This is a genomic window from Salmonella sp. 741265055_HSA, from assembly GCF_046569525.1.
Taxonomy (GTDB): Bacteria; Pseudomonadota; Gammaproteobacteria; order Enterobacterales; family Enterobacteriaceae; genus Salmonella; species Salmonella enterica.
In genome coordinates this window covers 14,835-29,685 of record NZ_JBKFSQ010000010.1, presented here as the reverse complement: position 1 = coordinate 29,685, position 14,851 = coordinate 14,835, and the positions used below count along the sequence as shown (strand labels likewise).

The window sequence follows — 14,851 nt, the reverse complement described above, 5'->3', positions numbered from 1 at the left end:
TATCTCCTCCATACTGGTCAGGAACCGACAGTCAAATGGAGGAGAAACGTGAAGCTTTATATTTACGATCATTGCCCTTTCTGCGTTAAAGCCCGCATGATTTTCGGCCTGAAGAACATCCCCGTTGAACTTAACGTGTTACAAAATGACGACGAGGCGACGCCCACCCGGATGATTGGTCAAAAGATGGTGCCCATCCTGCAAAAAGATGATAGTCGCTACCTTCCTGAAAGTATGGATATTGTACATTATGTCGACAACCTCGACGGCAAACCGCTGTTAACCGGGAAACGCAATCCAGCCATTGAAGAGTGGTTGCGCAAAGTTAACGGTTACGTTAATCAGCTACTGCTGCCGCGATTTGCAAAATCCGCTTTCGATGAATTTTCTACCCCTGCGGCGCGCCAGTATTTTATCCGCAAAAAAGAGGCCTCATCTGGCAGTTTTGACAATCATCTTGCGCACTCTGCCGGACTGATTAAAAAGATCGGCGATGATTTACGTTTGCTGGATAAACTCATCGTACAGCCTAACGCCGTTAACGGCGAATTATCGGAAGATGATATTCATCTGTTTCCGCTTCTGCGTAATCTGACGCTGGTCGCCGGTATCCACTGGCCGACAAAAGTCGCGGACTATCGCGATAATATGGCAAAGCAGACGCAAATTAATTTACTCTCCTCAATGGCTATCTAACGCCCGCCAGGCGGCAACCCTTGCTTGCCGCCTTTTTCAGCTTTTTCTAGTGGCGTTATGTCCGCTGGTGCGACATGCTGCTTTGTGTCAAGATTAGGGCACAGGCAACATGCTAAGGAACGCCATGAAAAAGTTTTTTTTTGCCGCTGCGCTGGTAGTTAGCGGCCTGTTAGTGGGTTGTAATCAACTTACGCAATACACCATTAGCGAACAAGAAATCAATCAAGCGCTTGAAAAACGGAATAATTTCTCAAAAGATATTGGTCTGCCCGGCATTGCCGACGCGCATATCGTATTGACTAACCTTGCCAGCCAGATTGGTCGGGAAGAGCCTAATAAAGTCACCCTTACTGGCGATGCCAGGCTGGATATGAATTCCCTGTTTGGCAGTCAAAAAGCGACGATGAAACTCAAGCTAAAAGCCCTGCCGGTCTTTGATAAAGAAAAAGGCGCCATCTATCTTCAGGAGATGGAAGTAGTAGACGCCACCGTGACGCCGGAGAAAATGCAATCGGTGCTACAAACGCTCCTGCCCTATTTAAATCAGTCTTTACGTAGCTACTTTAACCAGCGGCCCGCTTACGTGTTGCGTGAGGACAGTAGTAAAGGCGAAGCGTTAGCGAAGAAACTCGCGAAAGGCATTGAAGTTAAACCTGGTGAAATCGTTATTCCTTTCACCAATTGATATCGGAGGGCGCGCTCGCGCCCTTTTTTTACGTGCAAACGAAAACGTTTCCGCTTATCCTTTGTTTCCGGCAAAAAGACTATTCCTCAGCCGGAGTTTATTAATGACTGCACCATCCCAGGTTTTAAAGATCCGCCGCCCGGACGACTGGCACGTTCACCTTCGCGATGGCGACATGTTAAAAACGGTCGTACCCTATACCAGCGAAATTTATGGTCGCGCTATCGTGATGCCGAACCTGGCGTCCCCCATCACGACCGTTGATGCAGCGATCGCCTACCGTCAGCGTATTCTCGATGCGGTGCCCGCCGGGCATGATTTCACGCCGTTAATGACCTGCTATTTAACGGATTCGCTCGATGCCGATGAACTGGAGCGTGGTTTCCATGAAGGCGTGTTTACTGCGGCTAAGCTTTACCCGGCCAATGCCACCACTAACTCCAGCCATGGCGTAACGTCAGTCGACGCTATCATGCCAGTACTGGAGCGGATGGAAAAACTCGGAATGCCATTGCTGGTCCACGGTGAGGTGACCCATGCGGAGGTTGATATCTTCGATCGTGAAGCGCGTTTTATCGACACCGTAATGGAACCGCTACGCCAGCGTCTGACCGCGCTTAAAATGGTCTTTGAACACATCACAACCAAAGATGCCGCGCAGTATGTACGTGACGGCAACGACAACCTGGCGGCTACCATTACGCCTCAACATTTAATGTTTAACCGTAATGATATGCTGGTCGGCGGCATTCGACCTCACCTGTACTGTCTGCCGATTCTGAAACGCAATATTCACCAGCAGGCGTTACGCGACCTGGTCGCCAGTGGTTTTACGCGCGCCTTCCTGGGGACGGATTCAGCGCCGCATTCACGTCATCGTAAAGAGACCAGTTGTGGCTGCGCCGGTTGTTTCAACGCCCCCTCCGCCCTTGGCAGTTATGCCGCCGTGTTTGAGGAAATGAACGCGCTGGCGCACTTTGAGGCGTTCTGTTCACTGAATGGCCCGCAATTCTATGGCCTGCCGGTGAATACGGGGTGGGTGGAACTGGTTCGCGATGAACAACAGATACCGGAAAATATCGCGCTGGCTGATGATTCGCTGGTGCCTTTTTTAGCGGGTGAAACAGTACGCTGGTCAGTAAAAAAATAAAAAATGCGCTTACCTGTTGCTATATATTGGATTTAACTGTATATATATCCAGTATATTCAACAGGGGGCCATTATGCGTATTGAAGTCACTATAGCCAAAACGTCACCTCTGCCTGCCGGTGCGATTGATGCGCTGGCGGGCGAACTCTCCCGCCGTATTAGCCATCATTTTCCGGAGAATTTGGGTAACGTCACCGTGCGTTACGCTACCGCCAACAACTTGTCCGTCATGGGCGCATCAAAAGAGGACAAAGAACGCATTAGCGAGATTCTCCAGGAGACCTGGGAGAGCGCTGATGACTGGTTCATCAATGAATAAAAAATGATATGCAGTGATGTATGTTTGCCGGGTCGCCCCGGCTTTTTTATTTGCGCAACTGATGATTATTTCGCCTGACCCTCAAAATAATTGCACAACATCCTAAAAAAATATGAATGAACTGCCGCTTTATTGTTCATATAATTCTTAAAAAGAGAAATTTATCCTCCGGTCTCTTTAAAAACACAGTGAATAGCCTTATTAATTGGTATACTGAAGTTGCTTCAGAAGAAAAACACGCATTGAACCTCGAGAACCGTTGTCTTATAACACGTACCAGGGGGGCATGATGGAAAAGAATAATGAAGTCATTCAGACCCATCCGCTTGTAGGATGGGACATCAGCACCGTCGATAGCTATGATGCGCTGATGCTGCGTTTACATTACCAGACCCCAAATCGTCCGGAACCGGAAGGGACTGAAGTTGGTCAAACGCTCTGGTTAACGACAGATGTAGCCAGGCAATTTATTTCAATATTAGAAGCCGGCATCGCCAAAATAGAATCAGGTGATTACCAGGAAAACGAGTATCGTCGCCATTAGCGTGACGCGCTCCCCCTCTCTCAGGCACCGTAAGGTGCCTCACTTATTTCTGGCTTGTATATCTCAGCGCAGTTATTTACCCTGAAATCATCGCGATAGCAGAGAGAAGCTGATGAAATACGACCTTATTATTATCGGCAGCGGTTCGGTTGGCGCCGCCGCTGGTTATTACGCCACCCGCGCCGGGCTAAAGGTCCTGATGACCGATGCGCATATGCCGCCTCATCAACAGGGCAGCCATCACGGCGATACCCGACTTATCCGCCACGCTTATGGTGAAGGCGAAAAATATGTCCCGCTGGTGCTTCGCGCCCAGGCGCTTTGGGATGAACTCTCCACACACAATGAAGAGCCTATTTTTGTCCGCTCCGGCGTCGTTAACCTCGGCCCGGCCGATTCCGCTTTCTTAGCCAACGTCGCACGAAGCGCGCAACAGTGGCAATTGAACGTCGAGCGCCTGGACGCGACGGCCCTCATGACGCGCTGGCCGGAAATTCGCGTGCCCGATAATTATATCGGGCTGTTTGAAGCTGACTCCGGTTTCCTGCGCAGCGAATTAGCCATTACCACATGGCTTCGTCTGGCCCGAGAGGCAGGCTGCGCACAGCTATTCAACAGCCCGGTAAGCCATATTCACCATGATGATAACGGTGTGACGATAGAGACGAGTGAAGGCAGCTACCACGCCAGCAAGGCGCTGATTAGCGCGGGCACCTGGGTCAAAGCGCTGATACCGGAGCTGCCCGTTCAGCCCGTACGTAAAGTCTTTGCCTGGTTTAAGGCGGATGGACGTTACAGCACTAAAAACCGCTTTCCGGCCTTTACCGGCGAAATGCCCAACGGCGATCAATATTACGGCTTCCCGGCGGAGAACGACGAGTTAAAAATCGGCAAACACAATGGCGGACAGCGAATACAGACTCAGGAAGAGCGCAAGCCCTTTGCCGCCGTTGCCAGCGATGGCGCGGAAGCATTTCCTTTCCTGCGTAACGTACTGCCGGGTATCGGCGGTTGTTTACATGGGGCGGCATGTACCTATGATAATTCGCCGGACGAGGATTTTATTATCGATACGCTGCCTGGCCATGAGAATACGCTTGTCATCACTGGACTCAGCGGACATGGTTTTAAATTCGCCCCGGTGTTAGGAGAAATCGCTGCGGATTTTGCGTTGGAAAAAACGCCCTCCTTTGATCTGACGCCGTTCCGGCTTTCCCGTTTTAGCCAATAATTTGTCGGCCCCGTAAAGGGGCTGTTTATTAAGGTAAGCTATGCGTCGTCTCTTTCATTTTCTGATGAATAATATTCGCGAACATTTCATGCTTTACGTTATTCTTTGGTCGCTGCTGGCGGTGATGGATATTGTTTATCTCCTTTTCTTCTGATTGCTTTTCATTGACGTTAACTGACACTTCCTGAAAATTCCTCACTTTTTATTTCATAATGTTGAAGCACGGTAATAATGCCAGTTCCTGCCGTTGCGCGGTTATCAGGGGGAAATATCTCGAAACTTCTGAAGCTGAACCGCAAACAACATCAAAATTATTGAAATAAAAATAAATATCATTCAAATTCTTATTTATAAGTTGCATTCGGCGCTTTTCCACGCCATTTTCATTCTCTCGTGAAATATTCATTGGTGTGTTTATGCAATTTAAAAATACTCCACAGCGTTATGGCGTGGTTTCCGCCGCGCTCCACTGGCTGACCGCCCTGGTGGTCTATGGCATGTTTGCGTTGGGCTTATGGATGGTCACGCTCAGTTATTACGACGGCTGGTATCACCAGGCACCGGAAATACATAAAAGTATTGGCATATTACTGATGATGGCGCTGATCGTGCGTATTATCTGGCGGCTTTATTCGCCACCGCCCGTTGCGCTGGCCAGCTATTCCCGTTTAACGCGCGCTGGCGCCGCCGCGGGTCATCTCCTCCTGTATCTCCTGCTCTTTGCGATAATCATTAGCGGCTACCTGATTTCCACCGCCGATGGTAAACCGATTAGCGTCTTTGGCTGGTTTGAGATTCCGGCCACGCTTATGGACGCGGGCGCGCAGGCTGACATCGCCGGAACGCTGCATCTGTGGTTTGCCTGGTCGCTGGTCATTATCTCGCTCTCGCATGGGGTTATGGCGCTAAAACACCATTTCATCGATAAAGACGACACACTGAAACGTATGACAGGAATGTCGTCATCTGACTATGGAGCTCAAAAATGAAAAAAAACCTGCTGGGATTCACCCTCGCATCCTTGTTATTCACGACCGGTTCCGCCGTGGCGGCGGAGTATAAAATTGATAAAGAAGGCCAACATGCGTTCGTCAATTTCCGCATCCAGCATCTGGGCTACAGCTGGCTATACGGCACCTTTAAAGATTTCGACGGCACGTTCACTTTTGACGAAAAAAATCCGTCGGCAGACAAAGTGAATGTGACCATTAACACCAATAGCGTCGACACTAACCATGCAGAACGTGACAAACACCTGCGTAGCGCGGAATTTCTTAATGTTGCGAAATTCCCGCAGGCAACCTTCACCTCTACCAGCGTGAAAAAAGAGGGCGATGAACTGGATATTACCGGCAATCTGACGCTCAATGGCGTGACTAAACCGGTGACGCTGGAAGCGAAGCTGATGGGTCAGGGCGACGATCCGTGGGGCGGTAAGCGCGCGGGCTTTGAGGCCGAAGGAAAAATTAAGCTGAAGGATTTCAATATAACTACCGATCTCGGCCCGGCATCACAAGAGGTTGAGCTTATAATCTCAGTAGAAGGCGTTCAGCAGAAGTAACGCCTGGCGAAATGCCGGATAGCGGCCTTTACGCCGCTATCCGGCAAAATATTACTCAGCTGGATCGGGAATGCTCAGTTTGCTATTAAGCCGACCACGCGATTTATTAAAAATTTTGTTGCCGTTTTCGCGACCCGCGCGACGTCGGCGCTGTTCTTCCTCCGGCAAGGCCAACTCTTCACAGCATTGTTCACTACAGCAGCCGTTAAATTTACTGGCGCACTGCGGACACTGGATAAACAGCAGATGGCAACCGTCGTTTTTGCAGTTGGTATGGCTATCGCAGGGCGCGCCGCACTGATGGCAATGCGCGATAACCTCATCCGAGATTCGTTCGCCCATTCGCTCATCAAATACAAAGTTTTTGCCGATAAAGCGAACGGGAAGCCCCTGCTCGCGCGCGCGACGGGCGTACTCAATGATGCCACCCTCAATATGCCAGACTTTATTGAAACCGTTGTGTTTCATCCAGGCGCTGGCTTTCTCACAACGAATACCGCCGGTACAGTACATCACTATCTTTTTATCTGCATGTTCCCGCAGCATTTTAACCGCTTTTGGTAACTGTTCACGAAACGTATCCGCCGGGATTTCCAGAGCATTTTCGAAATGGCCGACTTCATACTCATAGTGGTTGCGCATATCAATAAAGACCGCATCAGGATCGTCCAGCATCGCATTCACATCTGCCGCCTTCAGATAATCGCCGACATTACTGGCGTCAAAAGTCGGATCATCAATACCGTCAGCAACGATACGGTCGCGAACTTTCATACGCAGCACCCAAAATGACTTTCCGTCATCCTCCAGCGCAATATTTAAACGCAGCCCGTCCAGCGCGGGATCGAACGTATAAAGCTGTTGACGAAACGTCTCGACCTTGCTTTGCGGCACGCTGATTTGCGCATTGATACCTTCATGCGCCAGGTAAACGCGCCCAAAAACGTCCAACGCCGTAAACATCTGATACAACGCGTCCCGCGTCTGTTGCGGCGAGGCGATAGTGAAATATTTATAAAAAGAAATTGTTGTACGCGGCTCGCTTTCCGCCAGCATTTTAGCTTTCAGCTCGTCATTAGAGATGCGGTTGTGTAACACTGGCATGGTGTACGTATCCTGCAATCAGCAAAAAATAAAGTGGGCAGGCATGATAAGGCAAGTCTCGCCAATTTACATCCACACATTTTGCGCTACATTTCCTGCTTTACACTAAACAATTAACAACAATTGTCGATTTAATCGCCACTCTCCTGCTACATATTTTTGCTCAACGCAAAAAGATGCGAGAATACGGGGAATTGTTCGTTGAAAGACAGGATAGAAATGACGAAGTTGCCTAAGTTCTCCGTGGCCTTACTGCACCCGCGCTATTGGTTAACCTGGTTGGGTATAGGCGCGCTTTGGTTGGTCGTGCAACTCCCCTACCCGGTCATCTATAAATTGGGTTGCGCATTGGGCCACCTGGCGCGACGCGTAATGAAACGCCGCGCGAAAATCGCCTATCGCAACCTTGAATTATGCTTTCCGGAAATGAGCGCGCAGGAACGCCACACCATGGTGGTCAAAAACTTTGAATCCGTCGGTATGGGCGTGATGGAAACCGGCATGGCCTGGTTCTGGTCCGACCGGCGAGTGAACCGCTGGATGGAAGCGAGCGGTCTGGAGCATATCCGTGAAGTTAAGGCGCAGGGGCTGGGGTTCATTCTGGTAGGAATACATTTCCTTACCCTTGAGTTTGGCGCCCGCATGTTTGGTATGCATAACCCGGGTATCGGAGTTTATCGCCCGAATGATAATCCGTTGCTCGACTGGTTACAGACCTGGGGACGCTTACGCTCCAATAAATCAATGTTGGATCGCAAAGATCTGAAAGGCATGGTTAAGGCATTGAAAAGCGGCGAATTGATCTGGTATGCGCCGGATCACGATTATGGTCCGCGCGCCAGCGTTTTTGTACCATTATTCGCCGTCGACCAGGCCGCCACAACCTCCGGTACCTGGATGCTCGCGCGCATGTCTAAAGCCTGTATTATCCCCTTCGTGCCTCGCCGTAAACCCGATGGGAAAGGCTACGAACTGATCATTCTTCCTGCGGAATATTCGCCTCCGCTGGAGAGCGCAGAAGCGACTGCCGCATGGATGAATAAGATTGTTGAGCAGTGCATTATGATGGCGCCAGAGCAGTATATGTGGCTGCATCGCCGCTTTAAAACTCGCCCTGAAGGCGTACCGTCGCGCTATTGACAGGATTGCAGCCGTCAGGCTGCAATTTTTCCCCTCTTTTAGCTTTAAAAGCTCCCCACATTGCGAGGCTGGTAAGGTCGGCGCATAATTATAATTAGCACGCTCATAATTAAATTGATGATAGCGCAAACCGCGCATCATACTGTGGAACGCTATGTCACCCTCTGATGTCCCCATAAACTGGAAACGCAATCTAACCGTTACCTGGCTGGGCTGTTTTTTAACCGGCGCGGCATTCAGTCTGGTCATGCCTTTTCTCCCTCTCTACGTTGAGCAACTCGGCGTAACAGGCCATAGCGCGCTCAACATGTGGTCCGGGCTGGTCTTTAGTATTACGTTCCTCTTTTCAGCTATCGCTTCCCCTTTTTGGGGCGGTCTGGCGGATCGTAAAGGGCGTAAGATCATGCTGTTGCGTTCCGCTCTCGGCATGGCCATTGTGATGCTGTTAATGGGCATGGCGCAAAATATCTGGCAATTTCTGATCCTCCGCGCGTTATTAGGCCTGCTGGGCGGATTTATTCCCAACGCCAATGCGCTCATCGCCACTCAGGTGCCGCGCCATAAAAGCGGCTGGGCGTTAGGGACGCTCTCTACTGGCGGCGTCAGCGGCGCTCTGCTTGGCCCACTTGCGGGCGGTCTGCTCGCCGACCATTACGGCCTTCGCCCGGTCTTTTTTATTACCGCCAGCGTTTTGTTTATCTGTTTTCTGCTCACCTTCTTTTTTATTCGCGAGAATTTCCTGCCGGTGAGCAAAAAAGAGATGCTTCACGTTCGGGAAGTGGTCGCCTCGTTAAAAAATCCCCGCCTGGTGTTAAGCCTGTTTGTCACCACGCTGATTATTCAGGTGGCAACGGGGTCTATTGCGCCCATCCTGACGCTCTATGTGCGCGAACTCGCGGGAAATGTCAGTAATATTGCGTTCATTAGCGGGATGATAGCGTCCGTTCCCGGCGTGGCGGCATTACTTAGCGCCCCCCGGCTCGGCAAGCTCGGCGACAGAATTGGCCCGGAAAAGATCCTTATCGTCGCGCTGATTATTTCCGTACTGCTGCTGATTCCAATGTCTTTTGTGCAAACGCCGTGGCAGCTCGCGCTATTGCGGTTTCTGCTTGGCGCGGCGGATGGCGCGCTGCTGCCAGCCGTTCAAACTCTGCTGGTTTACAACTCTACCAACCAGATAGCCGGGCGCATATTCAGTTACAACCAATCTTTCCGCGATATCGGCAACGTCACCGGCCCTCTCATGGGCGCCGCAATTTCCGCGAGCTATGGCTTCCGCGCCGTATTCTGCGTCACGGCAGGCGTGGTGTTGTTCAATGCTATCTATTCATGGAACAGCTTACGACGGCGCAGACTGGCAATAGAATGATTTTTGCGCTTTCATACTTGCAATATCACAGAATCAGCTATTCTTTCCCTAAATACCTCGTCAAATCAAAGGGAGACACTGATGACCATGTATGCCACGCTGGAAGAAGCTATCGATGCAGCCCGGGAAGAATTTCTGGCTGACCATCCAGGCCTCGAACAAGATGAAGCGAATGTGCAGCAGTTCAACGTTCAGAAATATGTACTGCAGGATGGGGACATCATGTGGCAGGTCGAATTTTTCGCCGATGAAGGTGAAGATGGCGAATGTCTGCCGATGCTGAGTGGTGAAGCCGCGCAGAGCGTGTTTGACGGCGATTATGATGAGATAGAGATCCGCCAGGAGTGGCAGGAAGAGAATACCTTGCATGAATGGGATGAAGGGGAATTCCAGCTTGAACCCCCGCTTGATACCGAGGAAGGCCGTTCTGCGGCAGACGAATGGGATGAGCGTTAATTACTCATAAGGCCCGTGGTGAATATCGAGCGGCAGTAGCAGTGTATCGAAGATCAGTGAGAAGGGCAGATCGAGGATAGTGATATAGCGCCATGCGGAATCACGCATATCCCACTGCACGCCAGGGTAATACTGGTTGCCGTGTCCTTGTCCGGGGATCGTTCTGCTGATAATACTGCCGCAGCCGCTCAGGGTAATCACCATTATGCTCACCGCGAATATACGCACCTGATACCTCATTTCACTGTAAAAATACCGGCATCACGCCGGTATTTTTCACCTCACTCCAGACCTGAAGACCTTATCCCGCTGACGATGTTCGTCCCTGTAACGCCTGCGGATTCAGGACGAGAGACTGATAATGGTTTACCCAGGAAGAGTATCTCTCTGGCGCATTCCAGACCCGATAGTGTAAACGCGCCATCGTCACCGGATCGCTGAGCAAAACCAGACGCCGATCGCGGTTCAGTTTCTCCGGCGTTTCGTTTAGCGCCTGCTCCACATGACGATCGCGGGCTATTTCCAGCACCTTACTGGCGCGGTGACGCGCGGTGGCCATCGCGGTCGCCAGCGCATTAAGCGATGGGTTAAATACCGCATGCATAAAGCCATCGTCCAGAATACGGCGGCGATTCATCTCCAGATATTTATCGGTATCGACCAACACCTTAGGCGGCGAATACTCTTCCGGGATCAGGAACAGCTTCCAGCGTTTGGTACGTAATCCTACCGTTGAACGACTGGAGATCACCGAAACAAATGGCGACAGAATCAGCGAAAAGACAATCGGCGCCAGCCAGAACAGAAAGCGTAAATCCAGCCACGCCATACCCACCGCCCAGACCAGCCCCAGCAGCAGTTGAGAGCCGTGACGCATAAAGGCTTCTCCCCACGGCGTAGAATCATCGTCGCGTTGCGGTGAGTTCCAGACCACTTCCCAGCCGAGAAACGCGCTGACCACAAACACGGTATGAAACAGCATACGCACCGGCGCCAGCAACACGGAGAACAGCACTTCCAGCAACAGCGACAGCGTAACGCGCCAGAAACCGCCATACTCTTTGGTGCCTTTACACCAGATCAGCATAATACTGAGCAGCTTCGGCAGGAACAGCAGCACCATCGTTGACGCAAACAGCGCGATTGCCAGTTCCGGACGCCACTGCGGCCAGACCGGAAAAAGCTGGCGCGGCTGAAGGAAATATTGCGGCTCTGTTAACGCATGAACGACCTGCAGCGCGGTAGAAAGCGCGAGGAACATAAACCATAACGGCGCGGACAGGTATGACATTACCCCGGTCAGGAACACGGCGCGATGCACCGGGTGCATTCCTTTCACCAGGAACAGACGAAAGTTCATCAGGTTGCCGTGACACCAGCGGCGGTCGCGTTTAAGCTCATCCAGCAGGTTTGGCGGCAGCTCTTCATAGGAACCGGGGAGATCGTAGGCAATCCAGACGCCCCACCCTGCCCGACGCATTAGCGCCGCCTCCACAAAGTCGTGGGAAAGAATCGATCCGGCGAACGAACCTTCTCCCGGCAGCGGCGCCAGAGCGCAGTGCTCGATAAACGGCTTCACGCGGATAATGGCATTGTGCCCCCAGTAGTGCGACTCCCCCAACTGCCAGAAGTGCAGGCCGGCGGTAAACAGCGGCCCATAAACACGGGTCGCGAACTGTTGGCAGCGGGCATACAGAGTATCCATCCCCGACGCTTTCGGCGAAGACTGGATAATTCCGGCGTTAGGGTTCGCTTCCATCAGGCGCACCAGACCGCTCAGACACTCGCCGCTCATCACTGAGTCCGCGTCCAGCACCACCATATAGCTGTACTGATTGCCCCAGCGGCGGCAAAAATCGTCAATATTGCCGCTTTTGCGTTTCATACGGCGGCGGCGGCGACGGTAAAAAATTTGGCCTTCGCCCTGCACTTCCGCGATGAGCTCCATCCACGCCTTTTGCTCCGCCACGCAGATATCCGGGTTATAACTGTCGCTAAGGATATAGACGTCGAAATGCGCGGCGTTGCCTGTGGCTTTAACGGACTCCCAGGTCGCGCGCAGACCGGCGAAAACGCGGCTAACATCTTCATTACAGATAGGCATGATCAGCGCCGTCCGGTGTTCCGGATTGAGGGGCTCATCGCCAACCGTAGACGCGGAGATGCTGTACTTATCGCGCCCGATAAGCAGTTGCAGGAAGCCCATCAGCGCCGTCCAGAATCCAGCTGACACCCAGCAGAACAGCACGGCAAACAAAATCAGGATACCGGTTTGCAGCACGTAGGGCAGGAGCTGCATAAAGGAGACCCAAATATCCTGCCCCACCATATCCATAGGATTGATAAGCGCCCATCCCTGATAAGGCAGAATGGTCTTCATATACCAGGTCGCGACGACGGTTTGCGCCAGAGTCAAAATTAACAAAATATAGCGGCGTATAGTGCCGACGGTACGCCATTTTTGCTCGCTCGCCTGCTCTTCTTTTGTCAGACGAGAAACATAGCGCGGCGTTACATCCCGCCCACGCAGGCGATCCCAGAAACGGCCAACCGGGTTGGTTCGCCAGGGATCGGGAAACATCGAAGAGCGCGTCGCTTTTGGCATAGCCTGCAACTGATCGCGCCCTTCATCATCTTTAATTAACTGCCCCTGCGCCAATGAATCCGGCCAGGCGTGTTCAAGGCGGGCTTTTACGGAACCCTGCGGTGAATCGTCTTCTCGCGAGTAAGTCCGATGCTCGGCATCCAGCGCCTGATGTACGGCGCGGATGTCAGTTTTCGGCAATGCCGCTTTCTCACGTTCAGAAAGCAACAGTGCGTCAATATACTCAGTTGTTTTATTCATTGGCAGGTAACTGGTAGCTCCAGGTTTCACTTAGCGTCTGATCGGCATTTACCAATGCGGCACGCATTTCCGTGGTTTTCTTCGCGTCTTTGACTTTCACGCGCAGCATTAAACGCCAGCCTTTAGTGACTGGGTTATAGCGTACATTACTGTCAACGATTTCACCGTTATCGCCAATGCTGGTTTGCGCAGCGACAGGCGTATCCGGCGGCAGTTTTTTCATGTCGGCGCCAACGAAATCCACCACAAAGGCAATAGTGCCGTCGGGCTGACGAATCAGATTCGACTGTTTAACGTCGCCCGTTGAGCGGCGTGTTTGCAGCACCCAGGCATTATCCGGCGCATGAAGTTCATCTTCATCGCGGCTGAAGGTCAGAGTGTACTTGAAGTTCATCTCTTTACCCGGTTCCGGCAGTTGATCCGGAGTCCAGTAAGCGACGATGTTATCGTTGGTTTCATCATTAGTCGGAATTTCAACCAGTTCAACCTTGCCTTTGCCCCAGTCGCCTTTCGGGGTAATCCAGGCGCTTGGACGCAGGTCGTAGCGATCGTCTAAATCTTCAAAGCGCGAGAACTCGCGACCACGCTGCAACAGGCCGAATCCCTGAGGGTTTTCCATCGCATAGCTGCTCACAGCGAGGTGTTTTGGATTGTTCAGCGGACGCCAAATCCACTCGCCATTACCCGCATGAATGGATAAGCCGTTCGAGTCATGCAGTTCCGGACGATAGTTGGTCGTCGGCGACGGCTGGTTTGGCCCAAACAGGAACATACTGGTTAATGGCGCAACGCCCAGCTTGCCCACTTTATCGCGCAGATAGACTTTTGACTGCACGTCCACCACGGTATCGCGGCCAGGAATGATCACAAAACGGTAAGCGCCGGTCGCGCGCGGAGAATCCAGTAATGCATAGACGGTCAAACGCTTATCGGTGGGTTTTGGACGCTCAATCCAGAACTCGCGAAAGCGGGGAAACTCTTCACCAGATGGTAAGGCGGTATCAATCGCCAGGCCACGCGCAGATAAGCCATACACCTGGCCTGCGCCGATAACGCGGAAATAGCTGGCGCCAAGCATACTGACGATTTCGTCGTTCTTATCTTTACTGTTGATGGGGTACAGGACTTTGAACCCGGCAAAGCCTAAATCTTTTACCGTGTCTTTATCGTGCTGAACATTGCCAAAATTGAAGTAATCCGGGCTGTATTTGATTCTTTTGACCGTCGTCGCCGTCACTTCGTTAATCTTGACAGGCGTATCGAAGTACATCCCCTGATGGTAAAATTCGAGCTTAAAAGGGGTCTTTAAGTTGTTCCAGTAGGCTTTATCGCTGTTAAACTGGATCTGCTGATAATCCGCATATTTCATGTCGCGGAAAACGGAGGGCAAGTTGCTTTTAGGCGCCTCATAGCCTTTCCCGGCTAAAGATTGAGCTTGTTTTGCCACGTCATCAATACTGAACGCCCAGCTCGATGATGCGTAGAGCGTTAACATAATAGCTGCGCCCAACCAACGCATTTTCATCATTTGTTGTTTATGTTTCATAATAAGTAAGCACTTCCCCCTTTGTGTGCTTATATCGATCCGATCCATTTTAATGGATAATCAGGCATTACGACAACTGAATCCAGGCTTTGTTCAGCGCACTGGCTCATCGATTAAGCATCTCCCACACCTGTTTTCACTTTGCGTGCTTATCCTGGAGACAGGTTGTCGGAGTTGGTGTAGGGTTGCTACCGAATGTAACTAT

The 14,851-nt window shown here is 51.5% G+C and carries 16 protein-coding genes; 12 read left to right on the top strand and 4 right to left on the bottom strand.

Going from position 1 to position 14,851, the window contains the following annotated elements:
- Positions 1–48 precede the first annotated feature (48 nt).
- From grxB to ACLD4K_RS07755, 9 genes are all read left to right on the top strand, one after another.
- Complete coding sequence (gene grxB / locus ACLD4K_RS07795; RefSeq protein WP_000780893.1) at positions 49–696, top strand: glutaredoxin 2; 648 nt, start codon at positions 49–51, stop codon at positions 694–696.
- Between the two features lie 124 nt (positions 697–820).
- Positions 821–1,381 (top strand): lipoprotein, encoded by a 561-nt coding sequence (locus ACLD4K_RS07790; RefSeq protein ID WP_000713054.1) that lies wholly within the window; start codon positions 821–823, stop codon positions 1,379–1,381.
- Positions 1,382–1,484: 103 nt separating this feature from the next.
- Entirely contained in the window at positions 1,485–2,531 is a 1,047-nt protein-coding gene (gene pyrC, locus ACLD4K_RS07785) for a dihydroorotase (RefSeq protein ID WP_411011644.1), read from the top strand.
- 73 nt (positions 2,532–2,604) lie between these two features.
- Positions 2,605–2,850 (top strand): DNA damage-inducible protein I, encoded by a 246-nt coding sequence (dinI, locus tag ACLD4K_RS07780; RefSeq protein WP_411011643.1) that lies wholly within the window; start codon positions 2,605–2,607, stop codon positions 2,848–2,850.
- A gap of 289 nt (positions 2,851–3,139) precedes the next feature.
- Entirely contained in the window at positions 3,140–3,394 is a 255-nt protein-coding gene (gene bssS / locus ACLD4K_RS07775; RefSeq protein WP_000414441.1) for a biofilm formation regulator BssS, read from the top strand.
- Between the two features lie 112 nt (positions 3,395–3,506).
- Entirely contained in the window at positions 3,507–4,625 is a 1,119-nt protein-coding gene (gene solA / locus ACLD4K_RS07770; protein WP_411011642.1) for an N-methyl-L-tryptophan oxidase, read from the top strand.
- Positions 4,626–4,665: 40 nt separating this feature from the next.
- On the top strand, positions 4,666–4,779 hold the full coding sequence (locus tag ACLD4K_RS07765; RefSeq protein ID WP_001253282.1) for a YceO family protein: 114 nt from the start codon (positions 4,666–4,668) through the stop codon (positions 4,777–4,779).
- A 262-nt stretch (positions 4,780–5,041) separates the two neighbouring features.
- Positions 5,042–5,614: a cytochrome b gene (locus ACLD4K_RS07760; protein ID WP_183060579.1), complete on the top strand. Its 573-nt coding sequence runs from the start codon at positions 5,042–5,044 to the stop codon at positions 5,612–5,614.
- Complete coding sequence (locus ACLD4K_RS07755) at positions 5,611–6,186, top strand: YceI family protein (RefSeq protein WP_000739886.1); 576 nt, start codon at positions 5,611–5,613, stop codon at positions 6,184–6,186. The genes ACLD4K_RS07760 and ACLD4K_RS07755 overlap by 4 nt, the downstream gene beginning before the upstream one ends.
- Before the next feature lie 51 nt (positions 6,187–6,237).
- On the opposite strand, the gene ACLD4K_RS07750 is transcribed toward ACLD4K_RS07755, so the two are convergent.
- Complete coding sequence (locus ACLD4K_RS07750) at positions 6,238–7,290, bottom strand: rhodanese-related sulfurtransferase (RefSeq protein WP_411011641.1); 1,053 nt, start codon at positions 7,288–7,290, stop codon at positions 6,238–6,240.
- 219 nt (positions 7,291–7,509) lie between these two features.
- On the opposite strand from ACLD4K_RS07750, the gene ACLD4K_RS07745 reads away from it, so the two are divergent.
- The 3 genes from ACLD4K_RS07745 to ACLD4K_RS07735 all read left to right on the top strand — a co-directional run bounded on the left by ACLD4K_RS07745 (position 7,510) and on the right by ACLD4K_RS07735 (position 10,255).
- Positions 7,510–8,430, top strand: a complete 921-nt coding sequence (locus tag ACLD4K_RS07745) for a Kdo(2)-lipid IV(A) acyltransferase (protein WP_183060583.1) — start codon at positions 7,510–7,512, stop codon at positions 8,428–8,430.
- A 154-nt stretch (positions 8,431–8,584) separates the two neighbouring features.
- Positions 8,585–9,799, top strand: coding sequence for a multidrug efflux MFS transporter MdtG (gene mdtG / locus ACLD4K_RS07740; protein ID WP_000075053.1), 1,215 nt, complete (start codon positions 8,585–8,587; stop codon positions 9,797–9,799).
- Positions 9,800–9,880: 81 nt separating this feature from the next.
- The gene (locus ACLD4K_RS07735) at positions 9,881–10,255 is read left to right on the top strand and encodes a MysB family protein (protein ID WP_411011640.1); all 375 of its coding nucleotides are present in this window, start codon (positions 9,881–9,883) and stop codon (positions 10,253–10,255) included.
- Here the strand turns inward: ACLD4K_RS07735 and ACLD4K_RS07730 are convergent, their stop codons facing one another.
- From ACLD4K_RS07730 to mdoG, 3 genes are all read right to left on the bottom strand, one after another.
- Positions 10,256–10,483, bottom strand: coding sequence for a YceK/YidQ family lipoprotein (locus ACLD4K_RS07730; protein WP_001217832.1), 228 nt, complete (start codon positions 10,481–10,483; stop codon positions 10,256–10,258).
- A 73-nt stretch (positions 10,484–10,556) separates the two neighbouring features.
- The gene (mdoH, locus tag ACLD4K_RS07725; protein WP_411011639.1) at positions 10,557–13,100 is read right to left on the bottom strand and encodes a glucans biosynthesis glucosyltransferase MdoH; all 2,544 of its coding nucleotides are present in this window, start codon (positions 13,098–13,100) and stop codon (positions 10,557–10,559) included.
- Complete coding sequence (gene mdoG, locus ACLD4K_RS07720) at positions 13,093–14,628, bottom strand: glucans biosynthesis protein MdoG (RefSeq protein WP_127175740.1); 1,536 nt, start codon at positions 14,626–14,628, stop codon at positions 13,093–13,095. Before mdoG ends, mdoH begins: the two co-directional genes overlap by 8 nt.
- Between the last annotated feature and the right edge of the window lie 223 nt (positions 14,629–14,851).

What these genes read in the sequence shown, in the direction of transcription:
- ACLD4K_RS07790 (WP_000713054.1), top strand. Translation starts at nt 821, where the DNA reads ATGAAAAAGTTTTTTTTTGCCGCTGCGCTGGTAGTTAGCGGCCTGTTA.
- pyrC (WP_411011644.1), top strand. Translation starts at nt 1,485, where the DNA reads ATGACTGCACCATCCCAGGTTTTAAAGATCCGCCGCCCGGACGACTGG.
- dinI (WP_411011643.1), top strand. Translation starts at nt 2,605, where the DNA reads ATGCGTATTGAAGTCACTATAGCCAAAACGTCACCTCTGCCTGCCGGT.
- bssS (WP_000414441.1), top strand. Translation starts at nt 3,140, where the DNA reads ATGGAAAAGAATAATGAAGTCATTCAGACCCATCCGCTTGTAGGATGG.
- solA (WP_411011642.1), top strand. Translation starts at nt 3,507, where the DNA reads ATGAAATACGACCTTATTATTATCGGCAGCGGTTCGGTTGGCGCCGCC.
- ACLD4K_RS07765 (WP_001253282.1), top strand. Translation starts at nt 4,666, where the DNA reads ATGCGTCGTCTCTTTCATTTTCTGATGAATAATATTCGCGAACATTTC.
- ACLD4K_RS07760 (WP_183060579.1), top strand. Translation starts at nt 5,042, where the DNA reads ATGCAATTTAAAAATACTCCACAGCGTTATGGCGTGGTTTCCGCCGCG.
- ACLD4K_RS07755 (WP_000739886.1), top strand. Translation starts at nt 5,611, where the DNA reads ATGAAAAAAAACCTGCTGGGATTCACCCTCGCATCCTTGTTATTCACG.
- ACLD4K_RS07750 (WP_411011641.1), bottom strand. Translation starts at nt 7,290, where the DNA reads ATGCCAGTGTTACACAACCGCATCTCTAATGACGAGCTGAAAGCTAAA.
- ACLD4K_RS07745 (WP_183060583.1), top strand. Translation starts at nt 7,510, where the DNA reads ATGACGAAGTTGCCTAAGTTCTCCGTGGCCTTACTGCACCCGCGCTAT.
- mdtG (WP_000075053.1), top strand. Translation starts at nt 8,585, where the DNA reads ATGTCACCCTCTGATGTCCCCATAAACTGGAAACGCAATCTAACCGTT.
- ACLD4K_RS07735 (WP_411011640.1), top strand. Translation starts at nt 9,881, where the DNA reads ATGACCATGTATGCCACGCTGGAAGAAGCTATCGATGCAGCCCGGGAA.
- mdoH (WP_411011639.1), bottom strand. Translation starts at nt 13,100, where the DNA reads ATGAATAAAACAACTGAGTATATTGACGCACTGTTGCTTTCTGAACGT.
- mdoG (WP_127175740.1), bottom strand. Translation starts at nt 14,628, where the DNA reads ATGATGAAAATGCGTTGGTTGGGCGCAGCTATTATGTTAACGCTCTAC.